Origin of the sequence: Bradyrhizobium sp. CCBAU 11430 (assembly GCF_028128855.1) — a bacterium.
Lineage (GTDB): Bacteria > Pseudomonadota > Alphaproteobacteria > Rhizobiales > Xanthobacteraceae > Bradyrhizobium > Bradyrhizobium ottawaense.
In genome coordinates this window covers 90,527-111,904 of the sequence record NZ_LBJV01000068.1, presented here as the reverse complement: position 1 = coordinate 111,904, position 21,378 = coordinate 90,527, and the positions used below count along the sequence as shown (strand labels likewise).

The following is a 21,378-nucleotide window of genomic DNA, read 5'->3' as shown; positions in this document are numbered from 1 at the left end:
CGCGCTCCCGCGGAACCAGGAGCGTTGCCAACAGCACCAGCACGGTGGGTAAAAGGAAGGTACCGGAACTGATTTCGATTGGTCTGCGGCTTATGATTCATCGTAGCCGATAAGTCCGACGGACGCATTCAACCGAGATAACTATCCGCTTCCTCAGGGACTGCATCGACGAGATTGGCGGATGTCGGCAACGGGTGTTGGCCGTGTGAGAACGCGAAGACGCTTGAGCGCGATAGATGAAGTTATTCGTCCGAGCCCGTTCTGGGCTCAAGCTCGCAGCGCCTTCAACTTTGATGGCGAACTGAAGAATGTATTTTAGTCGTGTTTCGATCCTTCGCGGATTCACACAGCCAGCGTCAAAAGGCGAAGAACTCAGGTTGAGCAAATCTGGTCCGATCTGGCTCAACAAGACTTCCACCCCCGAGGCGCGACTTCGCAGATCGGCCAAGAGCTGCTCTCCGTCCTCCACCCGCGATCTACCAGTTTAGCGAACCGACGGAACTTTCCCGATCGACTGCGTCGCTGCTGACTTCCGGTCGCGCTGGATGCCGATCGCGTTCAGTAACCGCGCGACGCCGATCATCATCAGCACTCCGGCAACACTAACCACGATCTGCATCGCAAGCCCCGCCGAGAGGTCGAGCAGTGCAAGCTGGCTGGCGAGCGCCAGAAGGACGCCGAGACAATAGATCGGCAGCGAATTCTCGCCACAGCACTTCGCGCAGCGCAGCACCGGCGTCGATAGCCCCTCCCAATCCCGCGAAATGAACCGTAACGCCACAATTGCATAAGCCACAAAGTGCAGCAGCCGTATCGGACTGAGATTCGATTTATCCAGTGGAAATGACAGGTCCGTCAAACTTTGCGAGACCAGCGGCTCGATGCTCCAACTCCGCGCAAGCACCAGGCCGAAAGCTAGATAGAGAACGGCCAGAACAAGCGCCAAGCGTGACATCATCCAGGGCCGGAATTTCTCTCCCTCAATGACGCACCATGCGCCCAGCACGATCAGAAGCTGCCAAGCCACCGGATTGAAGAACCAGACGCCGTTGGGCCAGGCGGACACTCTCCAACCAAAGATGTGCACGAGCGCGTAGAGCAACAAGGACATGCCAAGGGTGAGGTTCGGCGCTCGCAGCAGCAACCACAGCAGCGGCGCGAACAGCACGTGGAAAATCATGAAAACCGGTAGGACGTCAGTGTTGACAGGCCGGTATTGCAGGATTGCGGCGTGCGCAAGCGTCGCGCCCGGACGTTCGAGCAGAATTCGCGTATTGCTCCCGTCGGCGAGGTCATCGCTGCCCGCAAGGTAGACCAGGATGGCGCAGGCGAGTGTAAGCAGTAGAAACGCCGAATAGATGTCCCATCCCCGGCGCAGCGAGCGGCCGATCATGCCGCTCCAGCCCTCGCGCTCACGCGCCCTGCCGTAGGCCAGCGCACAGGTCACGCCCGAGAGGAACATGAAGATCTCGGCGGCATCGCAGAAACCGTAGTTGCGCGGTGTCAGCCAGCTTCCAATGTTATTAGGAACATGATCGAGAAAGATCCACCATAACGCGATCCCGCGGCAGACATCGATACGCAGATCACGGCCGTCCGCTCTGAACTCCGGCGGAGTTTCGCCGAACAATCGCGTCGAGGTTTGACTTCGATCATCCATCTGTTGGCCCGCGCTCGCGCCTCATAGGGTCGATAACGCGCTCCAGCTATCCGATGGATGATGGAGGCTCCTTCGTCGCCCAGCTACTCCTCCGAGCGCCAGACTCGGCAGGATCATCGTCCTCCCAAGGCGCTTCCAGGATTTTGTCGCCAATGCCCCGTATCAAAAGTTGCTTTCGCATTTCGGTGAGGCGGGCCCGGCAGTACTCGCGATAAAGCATGTTGAGTATGGTGGACATGATCGAACCTCTTCCTGATCACCACGATTGACGTCCCATGTGACAGATTTCGACCATTTCATCCGGCAGCTAAGAAGGAACAGTGCCGGGGAGTGATTTGGGTCCGACGAACCTTAAAGGTAATGCGGCGATCAAGGCACGATAGGAGACCGGATCAGAGGACAGTGTTGTTCTGCAGAACTTCCGCCCGCGGGCCGATGAGGCCGATTAGTCGCGAGCAGTCCGATAAAGTTGAATCTGGTCTTGCAGCCAGGGGTGTTCAAACTGGATCCCATGGCAGCAATTTGAAATAGAGCAGTTACAATCATCTCCTCTTAAAGGAGATATTTGCACGTGGCATTTGCAATCAATAATTGTCGTAATTTTCTGGCCGCCACGTGAGCCAGTTCACATCAGCATCAATCACAGGTGAATGAGACTAGCAGACAAATGAACTAGCTTCTTGGAATCCTGCGTACCTGAGGGGACGGTCGGTGCGCGAATTGCAAAATACGGATACCGGTAGCTGTCCTGCCGCAGCATTTTCGCCCAGTGGCTTATCAAGGCTGGAGGTCCCCATGTCTACGGACGCAGCCAATTTCGTGTCGCATCGATTCTCGTCGCGCGAGCATCCGGAGCGAATGCGACTTCCACTATGGCGCGAGAGGTTTGTGCGGGGAATAGTTCACGTCGATATCGAACCTCTAACGAACGTTCCGTTTCAAGCCGACGCAACATTGCAAGCGCTCCGGGGTCTGCGCACGCTCGCACTGAAAGGCTCTCCCATGTGCTTCAAGCGTTTGCGGGCGAGCGTTGCTGACGGCGACGACTCAATCGGCCTAATTGTCTGCTTACCCGGCAAAACTCGCTTATCGCAGCGAGGCCGGGACATCGAGCTTTGCGCCGGCGACGCAACCTCGATTCTGCATTCGGAACCCGCTACCGTCACCTATATCGACGGAATGCTATTTGGTCTGGCGGTGCCCCGCGAGGCCCTTGCGCAGCGCGTGGCAGATATCGAGAGCCTCGCCATGCGGCCGATTCCGCAGAGAAATGAACCACTCCGCCTCCTCATGGCCTATCTGAAGTCAGCATTTAAGGAGGGGGCTCTGGCCGCCCCCAAGCTGCGTGATGCGATCGTAGCCCACACCTGTGATCTTGTTGCGCTCGCGGTCAGCGAGTGCGCTCCCTTGGGCGAGAGTGATGCGAGTGCGGTCGTGGCCGCGCGCCACAGCGCCGTACTCGACTACATCGCGGCACACTTTCAGAAGCCCGGGCTTAGCGTCGAGGAGGTTGCTCATCGCCAAGGCATTTCACCTCGCTATCTGCAGCGCCTGATGGCATTATCAGGATCATCGTTCACCGGGCACGTGAATGAGCTACGTCTCCAACTTGCGTTCAAACTGTTAACCGAGGCGCGCGCCAGCACGCAGCTGATTTCCGACATCGCGCTGGAGGTAGGCTTTTCGGATGTTTCGCATTTCAATCGCCTGTTCCGAGCTCGCTTCGGCGATTCGCCGCGTGGGATTCGCAGGGATACCGGCTAGAGCCACGTGCCCCTGATCGGCGCGTGCACGAGATCCTGTTAGCGAATGCCGGCATTGGGTCAAAGGCAGCGGTGGACGCCAAGTTAGATCGGCGTCCGATTTGCCCCTGACAGCCAATTCGCTTTAGGAACGACCAACCCGGCGGCCCATTGAAGATGAGGAACGTCAGTTCCGCGACGCGCTGGCGTGCCAGCACGTTAGTGCCGCAAGGGTACAGCCATGTACGACATGCAAACACACCTAGAGAAACTCCTCGCGGAGGCGGAGGAGTGCGCGCTTATCAGCAGACGCCACGCAGCCGACCAATCGAAGAAGGAGTTGTTTGCTGATCTCTCCTCGCACCTATTGGGGCTCGCCACCAAGGTGGAACGCGCCATCCAAGAGCGTCAGGACTGGTCTAACAGGTAGGTGCATCGGCGAGCCTTGCCTGCGTCTCGCACCTGACGCCCAGAGAGTAGGTCTAATCGCGACAGGCGATCGGTAGTCAATGATCAGGTTCTTCCCTTCAATCCGGCCATGATCGCGCAAGCTTCCCTGCCACACGTTTGAACAGCGGCAACTACATGGTCGCACCATCAAGATAGCCAATCCGGCGAGCGGCCCCTCTGCCCACCAACGCGCGGCGAGACAAGCAGTGCCGCACTAGTTGCCGGAGTTCCTAACTGGCTGCTCTGCTACGTCTCGGAGGGTGCGGACCTGCTCCGCCCGGCGCGCGAGCTCCTCATAGGTCTTAGCGACGTTACGCAAGCTTTTCCTTGTCTCAGGATGCTCGCAGTTGTCTGCCTTCGCCCGAAACTCCTCCGCTCGCATCTCCCAGTAGTGAGGCGAGTGCATACGCTCGATACCCATGACGCCAAATTTCCTGAATTGGTCGTTCATGCTGATTAATGTACATTCAGTCCAAGTGTTCGCGCTGCTACCCAGGGAACAGTTAGGTCGCTTCCTCAGCCTAGCGAGCAAAAGCGGTAGGAGCAGGATCGCGCCGGAGAGCCGGCCTGCGTCCGCTCCGGGTCTTGATTGTATCGCAACCTGTCGGAAGCAGATTGTTCCGAAAGGCAGGCGGCATGTCACCAGCGATGTTAGATCTTCGGGCAAGCCTCGCTCCGGGGCGCCACCTTTCATTGCCTGAACGTGAGGAAATCGCCCTTCTAAAGGTGCAAGGCCATTCTATACGGAGATCGGGCGCCGCTTGGGGCGGGATGCTTCGACGGTCTCCCGTGAACTGCGGCGGAACGTGGCCATCCGCGGCGGCGAGTTGGAGTATCGGACAACAACTGCCCAATGGCGTGCAGACCGATCTGCCCGCCGGCCCAAGCCCGACCAAGCTTGCGATCAACGAGCCTTGCGCACTTATGTGGAGTGGAGACTTGCCGGCGGCGTTGTAGCTCCTGCCGTTCGGTGGAACGGCCGCCGGCATGGCCGGCGAAAGGATCGACCATGGGCCAAGGCATGGAGCCCTGCGCAGATTGCCCGACGCTTGCCGATCGACTTGCCGGACGACAAGACGATGCGCATCAGCCACGAAGCCATCTATCAGGCTCTCTTCGTTCAGGGCCGCGGCGCAATACGCGCCGAGCTGACGGCCTGCTTACGAAGCGGACGCGTGTCGAGCGTGCCCAGGGCGCGCGTGCGCAGGCGGGGCAAGCGCTTTGTTTCACCGGAGATCCTGATCAGTGAACGCCCCGCTGAAGCGGCCGATCGAGCAGTGCCGGGACATCGGGAGGGGACCTGATCCTCGGTCTCGGCAGCTCGGCGATCGTCACGTTGGTTGAGCGCATGACGCGCTTCACAATGCTATTGCAGCTTCCCCGGTTGGCGGGGCATGGCGAAGCTCCTCGCAAGAAGAACGGACCTGCGCTTGCGGGACACGGGCGGAAGCGGTGCGTGACGCAATCTCGCGCACAATCATCACCTTGCCCGAAGAACTACCTCGAACGCTGACTTGGGATCAAGGCGCCGAAATGGCTCAGCACGACCGCCTCAAGATCGACGCAGGCATCCAGGTCTACTTCTGCGACCCGCAAAGCCGTTGGCAGCGCGGCACTAACGAGAACACCAATGGGCTGTTGCGCTTCCCGAAAGGCACAGACCTGAGCATCCACAGTGCCGACGAGATATCCGCTGTAGCAGCGGCCCTCAATGCCCGACCGACAAAGACGCTGGAGAACGCCGGCAGAAGCGACTGACGAACTACTGTCATGAGTGCAAAACAATTGGTGTTGCGACGGCCGCTTAAATCCGCCTTGCACGCCGCGGTCGGAGTGATGGATCAGGCTGCCCGGTGCCGGTCCCCGACCCGCGATGGCTTTTTCCAGCGCGGCGATGGCAAGCGAAGCATCGAGTGTCTCTTCGAAGGCCCAGCCAACAGGCTTGCGCGAGAACGCGACGAGAATGAGGGCGAGATAGGCGAAGGTTTTGGCCAAATGCACATAGGTGATGTCCGCGACCCAGATCTGGTCGGGTGCGGACGGCACCAGGCCGCGGGACGACGAGAAAGCCCGATGGCCGCTCCGTGGGCGGCTTCAGGAACGGCGTCTTGCGCTGCGCCAGCAGGTTATCTTCGCGCATAAGTCGCTGAACTTTCTTGGCGTTTACGACCATGCCTTGGCGTCTGAGGGTGGCTGTTACCCGTCACGAAAAAATCGAGGTCCATCTGCTGGCGGCCCACCAGCCGCTCGAGTTCGGCGATGCGGGCATTGGCAAGCGCGAGGGCGGAGCGCTTGTCGTCGTATGTCGCTAGCGGCTTGAGCTTGCGGGGACCAGGTTTGGGTCCGGGCTTCCGGTTGAAACCGTCCGGCCCATCGGCGTTCCAGGCTTTGATCCAGTCATGAAGAATCTTGCGGGAGATCCCAAGCTCGCGGGCCACAGGAAAGACGCCTTCGCCGCGCTCAAGCCGCTTGATCGCCTTCAATTTGTAAGCCGTCCGAAACTGACGCTTCTTTCCTCGTCCTGCCACAGGTCATCCTCGAAATGCCTGTCACTGTAATTATCGTGTCTCACTTCAGGGGTGCAGTCCAAAGTCTTGTCGAAGGCAGCTTCTCGTCGCCGGAGACGCTGCGGCTTGGTTGCCTAACTCTCGGTGAAGACCTTGGGCCCTTAAAGCGGGTGGCCGAGACGTCGAACCATGTATGATCTTAGCCTTGCCCTCTTGAAAGAGGTTGAGGACGTGTTCTTATCCGCGCGTGAGATTAATGGTGGAGATGCGGCGCGAGATCGCCATCATCGCTGCTGCTCCTTTCAGGGCGCAGGAGCGCGACTGGTCTCCCAGTGATCGATAGAAGCCGCGAGCCGGACATGATGTCAGTAGCTTCAGCCGTTAGACATCCAGTCAGCTAGGAGCGAGTGCCGTGGTGGCTTGAGAGCTTTACCGTGCTCCTGTGATCACGCGAAAGCGGGAAAGAGCCTGCTTGTCAGGCGGCACGGCAATCGGCTTAGCCTTGGTATCCCGCCGCGCAGTGCACTTGCAGTTTGGGCAGATGAAAAGGTGGGCGATCATCGGTTCGGGATTGTCTCGCACCAACTCAGATCGAAACCACCTCATGGAGAGGTGGCAATTCGGGCAACTTGGAACTTCGAAGTGCCCCAATGCGTCCTTCAGTCGATTCATGGTCGCCCCCCAGGTTGAAGGCAACCGTATCAGCAGCCATCCGATCACAAGCTATCAAATGATCGCCTAAACGGGACACCAAATTCAGCGGTCCCAGCGGGGCAGCTGGGCCATTAGCATGCTGCTATACCCCGGGGCTGGGAATGGGCATCAAAGTATAGCGACAACTGTTTGCCTGCCCCTTGTTCCCAAAAATGAGCCCGGGCAGAATGCCACGCCCAACGTACTCAGGCGAACAAGCCCTCAAGCGGCACGTGAGGTTGCAGAGCGGCCCATCAACTCGCCACGGGCGAAGGGCCACGCGGCATCTATGCCGCACGGCACTGCTTGCAAATGTCCAGCCTCACCGAATTCCGTCGCGAGCGGACGCTAGCAGATTCGCAATTTCGACCACAAAGTCAGCGGCCCGAGAGCCGGTAATTTTCCGGAGTCTCGACTTTCGTCTGCTTTGATAATCCTGGCAAACGATACCATCCATGATTCGAGAGCTTGACCATCAAGCAGAAGCTCTTGCCGCAATGAGAAAAGCGATCGCCGCGACTTGTCAAGCAGAGCGCGACCGATGGCTGCGGGTCGCACTGCATGGAAGGACTTGGCGCGCCTAGTCGATCGCAAGGCTGCGGCGCAATGAAGCTCACGGCAGCACGCCGCGCGAGATGGGAGCCGCGGATCAATCGGCAAAAACGAACGTCATATCCTGGAATTTCTGCAGCGGCAGATTCGTGATGCTTCGCTGCATCGTTTGGATATCCACGCTAGCGCTTGACGGGACCGCCCGTGCAAGATGAGGATCGAAGAAAGCAAGCTTTGCGGCGACACCGACCAGGAGAACTGCGACGAGGCTCAGAGTGGAATGTACACGCATGGTCGCTCCTCCTTTGCAACTGCAGTGGGGGCTCCATTCCCCTCCATTGCGGATCGTTGGAGTGTAGATAGCGTGCGTTTCAGGTTCTTTTCCTTCTGCCATGAAATGATTTCGTCGACCTGTACTTTCGGCTTCGCGGTCGCCGGGCTACGATCATGGGTTCCCGATTGGTTGAATGGCGCGTGCACGCCTAGTTCGTTCATGCGTCCGGCGTAAGCTCTGCTTGGCGACTGCGGGCAAGCAGGTCTCTTCCCAGGTTTGTCGAGGCCGCCCTTAAGAACCGTCGCGCGCGCCATCAAGGCGCGTTAGCGGCCTTCTAATGGGTTCGGCCATACCGCGACACCCACCTTGGAAATGGTGCCAGATCTCAGCTGTGGCCGCTAAACGTCGTCGCAGGTGTGAAGTACCGGGTGTGACTGTCCACATAGGATGGAAGAACTCGTTGCTCAGCTTGAGAAGATTCGCCAACATGAAGCTGAATGTGCTCGATTAGCGAGGGCGCCCAGGACAGGCAGTCCCGGGTTCTTTGCGAACGCCTTGCGGAACGGCTCGGCGAAATGCTGGAAGACATCGAGGCGACGATCACCGCGGGAACGAAATTGAGTGCCCGCTGGGAACGGTTGTTCGGATCCGATGCAATTCTGCACTGTCTGACAAAATTCGGCGACCTCGAACCCCGGTTCAATAAGACACCCCGGCGGGTTCAATGGGGGCGCCCCTAGGGAGCGCCACGACGCCGGGAGCCCCGACAATCAGCGTTCGGGTGCGCGCCAAACGCTTGCTACACGCTTCGCTACACGTTGTGCCGCTGAGTTGCTCTCTCTCCTCTGAATAGATCGGCGCACTTGCAAGCGGTCGCACAGACGGCATCGGCGCCTTTGCATGGTGTCCTTCCTTCTCTGGTGGTGATGGCAGGGAAGCCGGCCGGCGCAGATCTCTACCTGCAAAACCGCTTTGCGAGCATGATCGCCATGCCGCTGTGGCCGCGCTCGCGCGCCAGCTTCTCGGCCGCCGCGACGCTGCGGGACTCGCGCACCATGCTACCGGCCGCACAGAAGGCCGGCCGGTCGGCGACGCCGGTCTGCCTCTACCCGACACGTCCGAGCGGAATTCCCCCCTCGGGCGGACGAGTACCGGGTCGGCGCCAACGGATGGGCCCCGGGAAGCTATTGGCGATGCTCAAGACCCGTGCCTCATCCGTTTCAAGAGCTATTTTTTGGGCGAGCATGACATCGCCCAGGACCAAGCCCCCCACCGGAACGAAGCACCACCCTTTCCCGAGCCGCCCGTATTCGTCGATCTCGTTGACGTTGCCGGACGTTCCCAGCCGGATGCGGTACCGCTTTCCGGTATCGCACCCAACGACGTCGAAATATCCTTTCCTATCGAATTCGACCCTTTGCTGGGGCGAAAGCCAGGAATGCAGCAGTCGCAGCGCTCGAGCCTGGACCGTTTTCTCCTCCTTTGCTGCTTGATAAAGCCTACCAACAGCCAGGCTCCGAAGGGTCCACGGGCCGACGCGACCGAACCTCTTCTTCACTGGTGCTCACCCGCCGACGAGCCGCGGGAAAAATAATGTCTCTTCGGCAGTCGGATCGAACGTGGTGATCCTTGTTGCCTCACCTGGCCCCTTCCGTACCGCCGCGGTATAACCTTTGCTCGTAAATTGCAGAAAAAGCCTCTCCGCCTCTACCAAAGCTTCTGCATTGGAGTTGTCGAAGAAGTGCCGGCTATCGCCGCTGTGATCCATCACGATTTGCATTGCCATGCTGAGGTCTCCCGATTTGCACCTCACAAGCAATGTAGAATCCGAGCCCTCGTTCCTAATTGACCTAATCGCCAACGAGACACCTTCGGTCGCTCTGCATCATCAGCACGAAGACGGTCCAGTGGGTTTGTCTGACGTCCCTGACCGTCGCCTCAGCTTGGTCGAGGCTCGACCGAACATCGATTTACGGTCTCGGGCGGAGTAGTGCAGGGTTCTCAACCGATCGATTGCGTGCTGCCGTGCAGCTGTCATTGCCGCACCAATGTTAGCTTCGCCTGTCATTGGCCCGCTCTATCACCCGTCTACGACCCCTGCCGGAAGCTGATCGGCTGAGACTTTGTGTCGATTACAACAGGTTCGGTGGGATGGCGATCGACCGCCCTAGGTTCCTGTGATTTTCCCGGATTACGGTCAGCTAGTGAACACACAATCGAGCCCCACCGAAGAGCGGCCTTATGGCGCTCGGCGCGCGGCGCAAGCAAACGAGCAAACCGTCACGATTTAGGACGAATTGAGCGCGAGCCGTGGAGCCGGATGAGCAGAACAGCGAAATCGCTCGCCGAGATCGAGTATCGGGCAAACCCGGTGGAGCTGCGGCACCCGCCTTTCAAGGACTATCCCAGGACCTTTGATAGGGCGCGTGTGATAGCCTTGGCGGTAGAACTATCGGCGGGAACAGGCGTTTACCGATCATGTCAGACGCATTCGACTATTTCCGCGCCTACGCCGTCCGAGCTTTTTGCAAGGCCCGATCGATGCCGAAGGGCCGGATGAAGCACCTGCAGCTTGTGGTCGGCCGGATCTATAACCTTCTCAAGAAGGAGGCGGCTTATGGCCCGAACACGCAACACCTGGAAGACTTCCGGGCAGCGCAGAAGCTCGACAGATCTCTGGAGAGTCGGCCCAACGACGACATGGCCCCTCGAACTCGCTTTGCCGCAACGAGTCCTCATCGGGCCGGGCAGGAGGTTCGTTGAGTGACTTCCCTCGACGCTCGCACCGTAGCAGGACTCCTGCGAGAATATGCGCAGCGCACCGCGTTGCGTGGCGGCAACCCCTACCGTGCAAAAGCCTATTCTCGGGCCGCCGATAGCTTGGGCGCCCTTGTCGTCCCGCTGGACGCGGTCATCGCCGAAGATCGTCTCACGGAAATCCCGGGCGTCGGCGATGCTATCGCCGACATTATCACTAAACTTCACCAGACGGGCACTCATCCGAGCCTCGAAAAGCTGCGGAAGGAGATTCCTGAGGGGGTGCTCCAGATGCTTGCCGTTCCGGGTCTGCGTCCGGAGAAAGTGCTGCGCCTCTACAAGGATCTCGGCATCGGCTCGCTCGCCGAGCTGGAGGCTGCCGCCAAGGAGCACCGCATCAAGAAGGCTAAGGGGCTCGGAGCCGCGCTGCAGACCAAGATCCTGCAGAATCTGGCGATCGCCAAAAGTGGAGAAGGCCGCCTCCATCTGCACCGTGCCGCCGCTCTGCTTGCGCAGGCGAAGGATTCGATCCGAAAGGCCCATCCCGAGCTGAAGCGCGTGACGCTCGCAGGCGACTTCCGGCGCGGCTGCGAGCTCGTCCGCGAACTAACGATCGTTGCAGAAGCTCCCAAGGGCGGCAAGACATCGGAGCCTGCTCAGACCGATAGGCTGCGGATCCGTTTGTCCGACCGCAAACACTTCGGCGCCGCCCTTCTCTTCGCCACCGGCTCCGCCGCTCACATCGAGCAGCTCCAAGCGATAGCCGCTAAGAAGGGATTGCGGTTGGAGGCCGACGGTTTGCACAAGGGCCGCACGGTGGTTGCCGGCGACGAAGCCGACATCTACCACGCTCTCGGGCTGCCCTTCATCGATGCCGAGCTCCGGGAGGGGCGCAACGAGGTCGAGCTGGCTCTGAAGGGCAAGTTGCCGAAGCTCATCACCGACCAGGATCTGCGCGGAATCCTTCACTGCCACACCGATGCTTCTGACGGGACAGAGACCCTGGAGACGATGGCGAAGGCCACCCGCCAGCGCGGGTTCGAGTATTTCGGGGTCGCCGACCATTCGAAGTCCGCCCACTATGCCGGCGGTCTCTCCGTGGAGGAGATCGCGCAGCAGCACCGGGAAGCCGACCGGCTGAACAAGCGCTTCGGCAAGGATTTCCGGATCCTGAAAGGCATCGAGTCCGACATTCTGGCGGACGGGTCGCTCGACTATGACGACGAGGTGCTTGAACGCTTCGACTTCATCGTCGCCAGCATCCACGGCCGGTTCAAACTGGACCGCAAGGCACAGACGCAGCGCCTGCTTCGGGCGATCTCCCATCCCCACGCCACCATCATAGGCCACATGACCGGGCGACAACTGCAGCGCCGGCCTGGCTACGAAATCGATGTCGAGAAGGTGCTTCGGGCTTGCGCAAAGCATGACGTGGTCGTCGAGATCAACGCTCATCCGTGGCGGCTAGACCTGGATTGGCGCTGGCACCAGGCTGCGCTCGATTTCGGCTGCATGATGAGCATCAATCCGGACGCGCACTCGATTCCCGAGCTCGACCACATGCACTGGGGCGTCGAGATAGCCCGCAAGGGCGGTGTCCCTGCCGACCGGGTCCTGAACGCGATGACGCTTCCCGAGATCACGCGCTACCTCCGCCAGAAGCGCCGCTCGCTTGCTCGCGCCGCCTGATGTCGAATGGCGACGATCTCTCGATCGAGGGAAGGGTGGTGGCGGTCGCCGCCGATCGCGGGCACCACTTCAGCAAGCCGATCCAGGGCCGCATAGTCCTGGTGGAAGGCCACAGCGTCGAAGGCGACGCCCACCCCGGTGCGTTCGTCCGGCATCGCTATCTCGCCCGGCGCCGACGCCGGCTTCCCAACCTGCGGCAGCTCCACCTGATCCCATTCGAGCTCTTCGCATCTCTCTAGGAGGCTGGTTTCGAGGTGCGAGCCGGAGAGCTCGGCGAGAACATCACCACTGCGGGCCTGGACCTCGAACGGATGCCGCTCGGGACGCTGATCGAACTCGGGCCCACAGCCATCGTCGAGTTGACCGGCCTCCGCACGCCCTGTGTCCTGATCGACTGCTTCCGGGCGGGCATTAAGAGGCGCGTGCTCTCGTCGGCGGAAACGGGCCCTGCATTCAGATGTGAGGTGCTGGGCGTGGTGCGGGTGGGAGGGCGGTCGTGGCCGGCGATATCGTGCGGGGGCGCCTCCCGCCCACCTAGTTTCAGGCCCTACCGAGGCCTGTAAGAGCCCGGTGCACACTCGGCCGCCTGATGACCGAATCGAAAAGCGGTCGGTAGATCGGGCCTGCATGGCCTCAAACAAGGTAACGGCGGTGGGGAGGCAATCGACAGTCCGGGACTATTAAGCCGCCGAGCTCCGCTGGCGGCTTTTTTCTTTGACTAGGAGGCGTTCGCCCTGGCTCGTTCGCGGGCCTCGCGGCGGCGTTCACGGCGTTCGCGCCGCAGCTTCGCACGGTCGGCGAGCTGCGGCAGCGGAGGAACCGCCGCTATTTCGGCTACCGGCGGGGTCGTCTCGCTGGCCGCCGCCGCTTGGATTGGCTCCGGCATCGGTCGGGCTTCCATAAATTCAAGCACTTCCCGTCCTTTGGAAGTCAGCCTCCAACCACCCCTTGTGCGTTCGACGAGCCCTTGTGACCAGATGTTAAGATCCGGCACCCGCGCCGCGAGGCGTCTAGTCCGGTCCGCCCAATCGCGTCCGCTGGTCGCCAGGATGGCCATGTCCCTCTTGAGGTCCTCCATCACGGCAAACCCATCCGGATATGCCACCAGGATCTTGAGGACCGTGACTTGGAAGTTCACGTCCGCCCTCCCGATCAACGCCGCATCGTGGGCGCATGCGAAAGGGCATGTTGCCCAATCTGCCTAAGCCTCTCGCGAGAGACTTCGCCCCTGGTCGCAGTTTCCAGGATCTTCGAAGCAACGTGCGTACGTGCGCCGATCTGTCGGCCTAAGACGCTTTCGCACACTTCATCAAGGACCGCGCGCAAAAGCGCGATGGTTGCCGTATCGAACATGAGGTGCCCCCAGAAGGGAAAATCCAATCTTAGCCCGGTTTTGCCGGCGTGTGGATTCGGGCATGTTAGCCTTTGTGGAAAATACGATCGAACTAGAAACGGGTGCAAGATTACGGGTGCCGATGCCCCGCCCGCAAACCTATTGGGTTCGAAGCCGCGTTCGCGCAAAACAACGCGCGGTAACGATTCACGACAACCCACTCTCACTGTAATTATCGTGTCTCACTGCAGGGGTGCAGTCCAGTCGTGGGGACAGCTAGCGTTAGGCGCCACCGCTGAATGAACCACTTTTTTGTAGGCCCTCTTGATGACTCGCACAGGCATACTTTGTCGCCAATGGGACCGCACACCGTTTAGCTAAAGGTGCCGAAGGCACTCGTCCCGCCCCTTCCATCCACAGCCCACAGTATTTGTCGATCGCGCCGCGAACAAATTGACTCGCAGCTGGAAACCGGTCCGTTCGAAGCAACGGATCCGCATGGAGGAGACGGACGCTGAGCTCATCCGGCCTTAGAGCGACGCCTCTTCGAGGGCAGAACGCGGCTTCGCCCAATCTCTCCATCGCTAGCCTAAGTTTGACGAAAAGCGGCTCAGTCAGGCTTCTTGCTCCATTTCGCGCATTATACGCTCGTTTTCGGCAATCCGCTCTGTTTCGACGGCTTTAGCTTCATCGCTGGTCCACCAGCTGCCGGTCAGAATTTTCGGCAAAACGTCATCGAGCTGTGTCGGAAAACCGACAAAGGCGATGCGGCCGTCACGGTCGACCACGAACGAGGTGGGAATCCCGACAGACAAGCTGGCATCTAGCCAGAGCTTTTCCATTTCGCCTGTGTAGTCGAATCCGATCCGGTAATTGAGATTCGGTACCTTTTCAGTCAACCAAGCGTCCAACTTGTCTCGGGCCTCGTCCGCTGTTTGAGCGCGTTCAAGAGCCGCGAGTCCGAGGACCTCAATGCCGCTGTTTTTGTATTTCTCTTGCAACTGCACCAGTTCCGGGACCACCGCGACACACGGCCCGCACCAAGTTGCCCAAAATTCGACGATGTACACCTTCCCAGGCTGGAAGCTCGAGAGGGGCCCGCCACGCAGCCAGTTCTCCACTTGTATCGGAGGAGCTGGTGATTCTAATCCGAGCACCATGTTACTCTCCAAAACTTAGTGCCCGACCTTGGGCGACTTTTTGTCTAGCTGATCTCTGATCGCAGGCGCGACCGGCTTGCCTCATGGCGGGTTCCCAGTGAGATCCGCGGCGAATGTCGGTGCCGCCGCTAAGCGCGAGGACGATCCAAGTCACAAGCAGGAAGGTTTTCCCTCATGAGGGGTTACATCCGTTCAAGGAAGCAGAGCTTCGGGCGGTGCGCATCTGTTTGCACCAGCACTCGTTCGCTATTGCCGCACTCCAGTAGCAAGGTCTGTTAGCAAGGTCTGTGCCATGTCGTCTGCGTGCATTGTCCTGAACCTATTTACGGCGCACTTTCCTGAGGTTTGGACGATTTCCTGCATCGCACAGGAATTTCACGGCGGGATTCACCTCAGGCGGGAGCTGATCATGCGATATGATCGAGTAGACGCCACATCCTCGAGATTGTGCGAAAGAACAACCGCCTAACTTCCGAGGTGCTCGGCGAAATGGCCGGGCTTTCTGCTACCGCCCTGTCAACGACGACTGAAGAGGCTCCGCTCTGGGGGCACCATCGAAGCCGACGTCTCAATCGTCTCGCCGAAGGCGGTGGGAAGACCTATTCAAATGCTTGTGCTGGTCACTCTGGAGCGGCAGCGCGCCTCAATTGCGAAATCGATCCTATCGGCCATTGCTACATGATGCGTTAGGGCGGCGGCAGTCCTAGACACGAGATCTTGCCGGATCGGCTCGCATGACCAAGCGCTCACCCCGCTTGGATTCCGTGTCCAACGTCTGACACGGGACAAATCCGTCAGGTTCAAAACACCGGCTGCGTTTGGGGCGCCTTGGAGTTTTTAAAGCGTAGTCAGGCGCTTGATGGGCGCTGACCGAGATGGCACGCTTGTTGCTATTTGGATGCAGAAACACCGAGTGAGGGGCGAGCGCACATCAGATGCGCAAAACGAGTGATGCTCTCCTTCTCTTGAAGGTGTGCTCCGTTTCTGAGAGAGACAGTAGCGCACAAAGTCGCGCAACGAGTGGCAATAGTTTTGGAGAACAATTTTGGAGAACAACATGGTGCTGCGCATGGAGTCCCCAGCTCCTCCGATCAAGGTGGAGAATTGGCTGCGCGGCGAGCCCCTCACAAGCTTCCAGCCCGGGAAGGTGTACATCGTCGAATTTTGGGCAACTTGGTGCGGGCCATGTACGGCAGTGATGCCTCATCTAGTACAGCTGCAAGAGAAATACAAAGACAGCGGACTTGAGCTGCTCGGCGTCGCAGCTTACGAACAAGCTCCAACGGCGGACGAGGCCCGAACAAGCTTGGACGCGTGGTTGACCGACAAGTTCTCGAACCTGAACTTTCGGATCGGGTTCGACTCCACAGGCGAAATGAACAAGCTTTGGATGGATCCCAGCTTTTCTGTCGGGATTCCCACCTCTTTCGTTGTCGACCGTGACGGCCGCATCGCCTTTGTCGGTTTTCCGACACAGCTCGATGACGTCTTGCCGAAAATTCTTAACGGCAGCTGGCGCACCAGCGATGAAGCTAAAGCCGCCGATACAGAGCGGATCGACAGCGGACGACGCGAAATGCGCGAAATGAAGCGCAAGCGGGCGCTGACTGAGCCTATACTCGCCAAGCTTCAGCCGGCGATGGAGGCGGAGGATTGGGCAAAGGCGCTTTCGACGGTTGAAGAGGCCGTCGCGGTGATGCCGGACGATCTCCGCTTCCGCGCGCTCCATGCGGAACTGTTGCTTCACAAACTGCGCAACTTGCAGACCGGCTTGCCGGTTTTGAGGCAATTCGCTCGCGACGCGATCGACAAAAACGATGAGCAGTGGATGGAGTGGGCGCTGCGCCAACTCTTTGATCCGGCGAATGACAACTCCCACTTCCCGTCTGCCGAGCGCCTCGCGATGGGCAAAGAGTTGTCCGAACACATTCTTGCGCTGAATCCTCTGCAAGGGGACGGTGGCTTTAAGTACCTGTCCTATGGGACGGTCGCTCAGTATTATTATGAGAGCGGCAACAAGGATCGCGCGATCGAATTGGTCGAGGTGGCGTTGAACTCGCTGGGCGGTCCTGAGCCTATCCCCGACGAACTGAAACAGCACGTCATGTCGCCGTTGGTCGAAGCGCTGGCCAACTACAAGGGTGAGGAGGCTTGCTATGGGACTGTTTGTGCAACTCCGCAAGACGGGTTTCCGACAGCGTCAAAGCGCAGGCGACGGAGAAAACAACAAAAAGAAGGGTGATCGTCGGAATTGCTCGCTGGCGATCATCCATTTCTCTGTCGGCGAGTGGCAACTAAATCTGACGGTCTGACGGTGTACACGAACATGCCAAACGACTCCTCCGCAGTTATTGAGAGCGGCGCGGGCGGTGCAGTCTCATGGGCCGCGATCGCGCTCGTCATCCCGCAAACCCGCTTTCACACCGTACGTGCTCTTTGGAGAAAAAGAAGGAAGGGGACGCGGTCCTGAAGCTCGCAGGCCTGACATCGTTATCGGGTAACAGTCTGGGTAACTTTGCGGGACCGAACTGAGATTAGCACGACTGTTCAGGGCATTAGGGTGCTGGTTCGACGCTGGCCAGGGGCACCAACGAGGCTGTTAGAGCCCGTTCCAAAGCGCCCGCAACCGTCTGCGCAGTACTTCGGAACCCCTTGTAGGCTCGTTCTGGCGCTTGGCTATCGCGGCGGCTGAGGTCGGCTCGATTCCCGTTCGCTTGCGAGCGGTTCCGCACCCCGCGGCCGGCGCCGGTTCGGAAAATGTCCGAGCGTACCGAGGCGCGTGTCGCGGTATCTCATTTTGCTGCCCAGGCTCTTTGCAATTCAGTCGACGATAGACTTCATCGAAACCGGGGCACGCCGGAATACAGACGGTCAGGAGTTCGCGGAGCTTTTTTGAGATTGCGCGGCCACCTCGATTGAACCAGCTTGGTTTTGGCGCCGAACGGGCGCAGACTGGTCTAGCCAGTAGCGTTCTTTGGTTAGGTTCATATGGTCCAGATTAAGGTGCCGTCACACCGCGTCGGGCAGATGGGAGCGCGTCGGATCTATGAAGTGCTCAGGGATCAGATCCTGGGGCGCGTATACGGCTCGAATGGCTCGCTGCCCTCGTCCCGCGCTCTTGCCCAAGAGCTGGGAGTATCGCGCGGTACGGTGACGGTCGCATACGAACAATTGGCGGCTGAGGGATTCATCGAGACCCGCCATGGCGCCCGCCCACGGGTCGCAAAGGCTCTCGTCGAGACTGGGCGCACAGGCACGAAAGCACGGTCGTCTACACGCAAGGCACGAGTCTCGCGGTATGGTGAACGTTTGCGACAGGTCGTCGCACGCTCAAACGAGCAACCTCGCAATCTCGTTGCCGACTTTCGCTATGGTGATCTCTCACCTTTGGACTTTCCCGTACTAGCATGGAAGAGAGCCGTAACCGCTGCGATCACGCAGCGACCCCGAACATTGACTTACGATGATCCACGTGGCTCGCTGCGCCTGCGGACGGCACTACAAGGCTATCTCTGGCGTTCGCGGACTGTACGATGCGAGATTGATCAGATCATCGTCGTCAACGGTTCGCAGCAAGGGCTCGATTTGTGTGCTCGGCTGCTGCTTAACGCTGGCGATCGGTTCGTCATGGAAGATCCCGGCTACCCTATGGCGCGGCACATCCTCTCGGCGACCGGAGCTATTGCGGTGCCAATTCCGGTCGACGCTAACGGACTAGACACGGCGAGGCTTGCAATGGCCGAAGCTCGTCTCGCCTACGTAACGCCCTCCCACCAATTTCCACTTGGCGGTGTCATGCCGATCGGGCGGCGGCATCAGTTGCTCGCCTGGACCAAGAAGGTTGGAGCCTACGTGATCGAAGACGACTACGATAGCGAGTACCGGTACGACACGAAACCTGTGCTCCCGCTGCACGCTCTCGAAGAAAGCGAGCACGTCATCTATCTTGGGACCGTCTCCAAGACACTCTCGCCTACCTTGAGGATCGGCTATGTCGTGGTGCCTCCTGAACTGCAGTTCGCGTTCAGCGCCGGCAAGCAGATCATGGACCGGCACACATCTCTCATCGAGCAAGAGGCACTAGCGACGATGCTCGATGCGGGCACCTACGACAGCCATGTCAGGCGCATGCGGCGGCGCAACGACGACCGCCGGCGAGCCCTGATCGAGGCATTGCGGCGGAGATTTGGCGACCGAGTCCGAATCGAAGGTGACGCTGCCGGCTTGCATCTGGTCGTTTGGTTCGACGATCTGCCCAAGAAGTCCGAAGCAGCATTGATCGAAGCAGCCCGCTCAAAGGGGGTTGGCATCTACCCCATCTCGCCCCTGTACGATCAACGTCAGCCGGACCGCCGGCGCGGACCAAACCTCGTCGGGCTCATCTTAGGTTATGCCGCGCTGGAGGCTCATCAGATTGAGCGTGGCTGCCAGCTCCTGGCGCAAGCGAGGGACCAGTTTCGTTCACGGTGATAAACGCGAAACAACTGGACTAGCGAAATCGTGACGAAGTGGTCTTTCTAAACTACCAGGCCTGGGCTATTCCGGAGCGGAGAACGGAGAAGCGCTATGTACGTGCCCCCCGCCTTCCGGGATGATGACATCGAGAACATCCGAGCGACCATCAGCTCCGCACGCTTGGCGAACCTAATCACAGCCACGGCAGAAGGGCCGCTCGCAACACCACTGCCGCTATTCCTCGACGTGATGGAAGGCGAACGGGGAGTCCTGTACGGCCACCTCGCCAAGGCCAATCCGCAATGGCGCGCGGCTCCGATCGGCGAAGCGCTGGCCATTTTCATGGGTCCGGAAGCTTACGTGACCCCCTCATGGTACGCCACCAAGCAGGAAACCGAAAAGGTAGTGCCGACGTGGAACTACATCTCCGTCCATGCTTACGGTCCGGTCGAGTTCTTCGAAGATAACGAACGTCTGCTTGATGTAGTTACCCGATTGACGAACATCCATGAGGGCTCAAGGGTGACACCTTGGTCTGTCAGCGACGCGCCGGCAGACTTCATCGGCGCCCAGCTGCGTGGGATTGTCGGCATCCGCATTCCTGTCACCAAGTTCGAAGGCAAGCGCAAGATGAGCCAGAACCGTCCTCTTGCCGACCGTATCGGTGTCGTCACCGGCCTTGCTGCGAGCCAAGAACCGCGCGATCAGGAAGTCAGCATTCTGGTCCCAACGCTGGCCTGAGCCAGGACGCTTCAGACCGCAACGCCAGCCCAAGCCGCGTTCGGCTACCAGTTCTTCATTTTTCGGCAGCGGCGATGCTCGTGGCCGTCACGCCGGGACCGGGCATCTTCTATATCGTCGCGCGAACGCTTGCTGGCTGCAGGGGCGAAGGTTTGGCGTCGAGCGTCGGTCTAGGGTCTCGGTGGGCTTGTTCACGTACTGGCTGGTGCCGCCTGCCTCACCGCCCCCGTCATGGCGAGCGCGAACGAGTCAAACGGCCTGGTCTTATAATGCCAGCAATTACACCTACACCCCCAAGGCGCCATCGGTGGCACGTCATCCTATGGCAGCGTACCCAGCTTCACCAAGCTCGCCATCGGCGCGACCGTGACAGGTGGGATTCCTCTCAATCGTTGGGATCGCCGTATCTAGTAGATGCCAATGCGACGCTACACTGATGGACTCTACCCGTTGAAGATCTCCGCCAACTTAGGTGCGCGTTGACGAACGGACCGGCCTGCCTACAGGGAAAGAGTTCTCCAGCGACTTTGCGGTACCGCGGAGCCTTCCGATCGCCGCGTCAAGCTCTTCGATCAGATCTTGCCGGTTGTCTTCTTTTCCCGCGTTCATAGTCATCAATTGAGCGCTGAGCTCCTCGCAATGCCTGGACGGCGACCTGGGGCCTGCTTCTGAAGGTCCTGGGAGTTGTCTTAAGCTCGAGCCGCGTGCTGCGACGTCGTGTTGAGCCAAGTAGGCGACGGCCTGCACCAGCGGGATAAAGCCCCCAGCCGCAGGGGCTGCTTGTGGCTAGGACCAGTCTACTCGCATCCATCGCTGGCGGATGCTCCCTCTCTAAAATCGGCGGCACGCCTTCTTCGATTTAGCTTTCCGCTCGGATCGGCGGCCTTCCTCAATCGCGCACGTGGTGGTGCTCGCAGCCGGTGGATGGTACCGCCTCCGATCTCGCAACCGCAGTTGACTTCAACAACGTCGAAGCAGCAGTTAGCCGGCGGGGTTTTGACAGCAAACCTGCCACATGCTCCTCGTCGCCGACGGCGCTAACGACATTCAGTTAAAGAGCCGCCCAGCATCGGGATGATGCTTCGCGGGGAGCACCCGCGTTGAGGCGCTAACCCAAGACCAGAGACAGATCTGAACCAACGCCCCGGATTGAGCAACAAATATTTTGAACCTGTAATAAACTCCGCGTTTTGCAAGCTCACGTCGATATTTGGAGAGCGCTCGGCCCGAAGCTCTCAAATGAAAGCTGATACGCCACGATGCGGAACTTAGTTCGGGGCTGCTCAGCTGCCAGGCCGCCCGAGTGGAGTTGCTCATGAGTACTGAGCGAAATCCCGACCCTGTGATCCTGTTGTTCGCGATGGC

At 59.6% G+C, this 21,378-nt stretch carries 15 protein-coding genes and 4 pseudogenes; 10 read left to right on the top strand and 9 right to left on the bottom strand.

What is annotated here, in order from left to right:
• Positions 1-484 precede the first annotated feature (484 nt).
• Positions 485-1,660: an OpgC family protein gene (locus tag XI04_RS27630; protein ID WP_271623833.1), complete on the bottom strand. Its 1,176-nt coding sequence runs from the start codon at positions 1,658-1,660 to the stop codon at positions 485-487.
• A gap of 795 nt (positions 1,661-2,455) precedes the next feature.
• Between XI04_RS27630 and XI04_RS27625 the strand changes: the two genes are divergently transcribed.
• Positions 2,456-3,424: a helix-turn-helix transcriptional regulator gene (locus XI04_RS27625; protein ID WP_271623832.1), complete on the top strand. Its 969-nt coding sequence runs from the start codon at positions 2,456-2,458 to the stop codon at positions 3,422-3,424.
• Positions 3,425-4,443: 1,019 nt separating this feature from the next.
• Positions 4,444-5,626, top strand: a pseudogene (locus tag XI04_RS27620) (IS30 family transposase); the annotation flags it as partial.
• A gap of 14 nt (positions 5,627-5,640) precedes the next feature.
• Here the strand turns inward: XI04_RS27620 and XI04_RS27615 are convergent.
• The 5 genes and pseudogenes from XI04_RS27615 to XI04_RS27595 all read right to left on the bottom strand — a co-directional run.
• Positions 5,641-5,898: pseudogene (locus tag XI04_RS27615) on the bottom strand (transposase); the annotation flags it as partial.
• A 326-nt stretch (positions 5,899-6,224) separates the two neighbouring features.
• Positions 6,225-6,380 (bottom strand): annotated as a pseudogene (locus XI04_RS38915) (helix-turn-helix domain-containing protein); the annotation flags it as partial.
• A gap of 1,321 nt (positions 6,381-7,701) precedes the next feature.
• The gene (locus tag XI04_RS27605; protein ID WP_271595781.1) at positions 7,702-7,896 is read right to left on the bottom strand and encodes a hypothetical protein; all 195 of its coding nucleotides are present in this window, start codon (positions 7,894-7,896) and stop codon (positions 7,702-7,704) included.
• Between the two features lie 1,087 nt (positions 7,897-8,983).
• Entirely contained in the window at positions 8,984-9,436 is a 453-nt protein-coding gene (locus XI04_RS27600) for a hypothetical protein (protein WP_442868183.1), read from the bottom strand.
• 6 nt (positions 9,437-9,442) lie between these two features.
• Positions 9,443-9,664: a hypothetical protein gene (locus tag XI04_RS27595; RefSeq protein ID WP_271595782.1), complete on the bottom strand. Its 222-nt coding sequence runs from the start codon at positions 9,662-9,664 to the stop codon at positions 9,443-9,445.
• A gap of 692 nt (positions 9,665-10,356) precedes the next feature.
• Between XI04_RS27595 and XI04_RS27590 the strand changes: the two genes are divergently transcribed.
• The 4 genes from XI04_RS27590 (at position 10,357) to XI04_RS27575 (ending at position 12,887) form a co-directional block, all read left to right on the top strand.
• The gene (locus XI04_RS27590) at positions 10,357-10,641 is read left to right on the top strand and encodes a hypothetical protein (RefSeq protein ID WP_271595783.1); all 285 of its coding nucleotides are present in this window, start codon (positions 10,357-10,359) and stop codon (positions 10,639-10,641) included.
• On the top strand, positions 10,642-12,324 hold the full coding sequence (locus XI04_RS27585; protein WP_271595784.1) for a DNA polymerase/3'-5' exonuclease PolX: 1,683 nt from the start codon (positions 10,642-10,644) through the stop codon (positions 12,322-12,324).
• Positions 12,324-12,563 carry a hypothetical protein gene (locus XI04_RS27580; protein ID WP_271595785.1) on the top strand — a complete coding sequence of 80 codons (240 nt, stop codon included), beginning with the start codon at positions 12,324-12,326 and terminating at the stop codon, positions 12,561-12,563. Before XI04_RS27585 ends, XI04_RS27580 begins: the two co-directional genes overlap by 1 nt.
• Before the next feature lie 72 nt (positions 12,564-12,635).
• Complete coding sequence (locus XI04_RS27575; protein WP_271595988.1) at positions 12,636-12,887, top strand: hypothetical protein; 252 nt, start codon at positions 12,636-12,638, stop codon at positions 12,885-12,887.
• A gap of 155 nt (positions 12,888-13,042) precedes the next feature.
• On the opposite strand, the gene XI04_RS27570 is transcribed toward XI04_RS27575, so the two are convergent.
• From XI04_RS27570 to XI04_RS27560, 3 genes are all read right to left on the bottom strand, one after another.
• Positions 13,043-13,462 carry a hypothetical protein gene (locus XI04_RS27570; protein WP_271595786.1) on the bottom strand — a complete coding sequence of 140 codons (420 nt, stop codon included), beginning with the start codon at positions 13,460-13,462 and terminating at the stop codon, positions 13,043-13,045.
• Between the two features lie 14 nt (positions 13,463-13,476).
• Positions 13,477-13,677, bottom strand: coding sequence for a hypothetical protein (locus tag XI04_RS27565; RefSeq protein ID WP_271595787.1), 201 nt, complete (start codon positions 13,675-13,677; stop codon positions 13,477-13,479).
• A gap of 594 nt (positions 13,678-14,271) precedes the next feature.
• A complete protein-coding gene (locus XI04_RS27560; RefSeq protein WP_271595788.1) occupies positions 14,272-14,817 on the bottom strand; it encodes a TlpA disulfide reductase family protein in 546 nt (181 codons plus the stop codon).
• A gap of 409 nt (positions 14,818-15,226) precedes the next feature.
• Here XI04_RS27560 and XI04_RS27555 point away from each other — a divergent pair.
• From XI04_RS27555 to XI04_RS27540, 4 genes and pseudogenes are all read left to right on the top strand, one after another.
• A pseudogene (locus tag XI04_RS27555) lies at positions 15,227-15,490 on the top strand (AsnC family transcriptional regulator); the annotation flags it as partial.
• A gap of 384 nt (positions 15,491-15,874) precedes the next feature.
• Positions 15,875-17,059, top strand: coding sequence for a TlpA disulfide reductase family protein (locus XI04_RS27550; protein ID WP_271595989.1), 1,185 nt, complete (start codon positions 15,875-15,877; stop codon positions 17,057-17,059).
• A gap of 746 nt (positions 17,060-17,805) precedes the next feature.
• Complete coding sequence (gene pdxR, locus XI04_RS27545; RefSeq protein WP_271595789.1) at positions 17,806-19,287, top strand: MocR-like pyridoxine biosynthesis transcription factor PdxR; 1,482 nt, start codon at positions 17,806-17,808, stop codon at positions 19,285-19,287.
• A gap of 96 nt (positions 19,288-19,383) precedes the next feature.
• Positions 19,384-20,013, top strand: coding sequence for an FMN-binding negative transcriptional regulator (locus tag XI04_RS27540; protein ID WP_271595790.1), 630 nt, complete (start codon positions 19,384-19,386; stop codon positions 20,011-20,013).
• Positions 20,014-21,378: the final 1,365 nt, after the last annotated feature.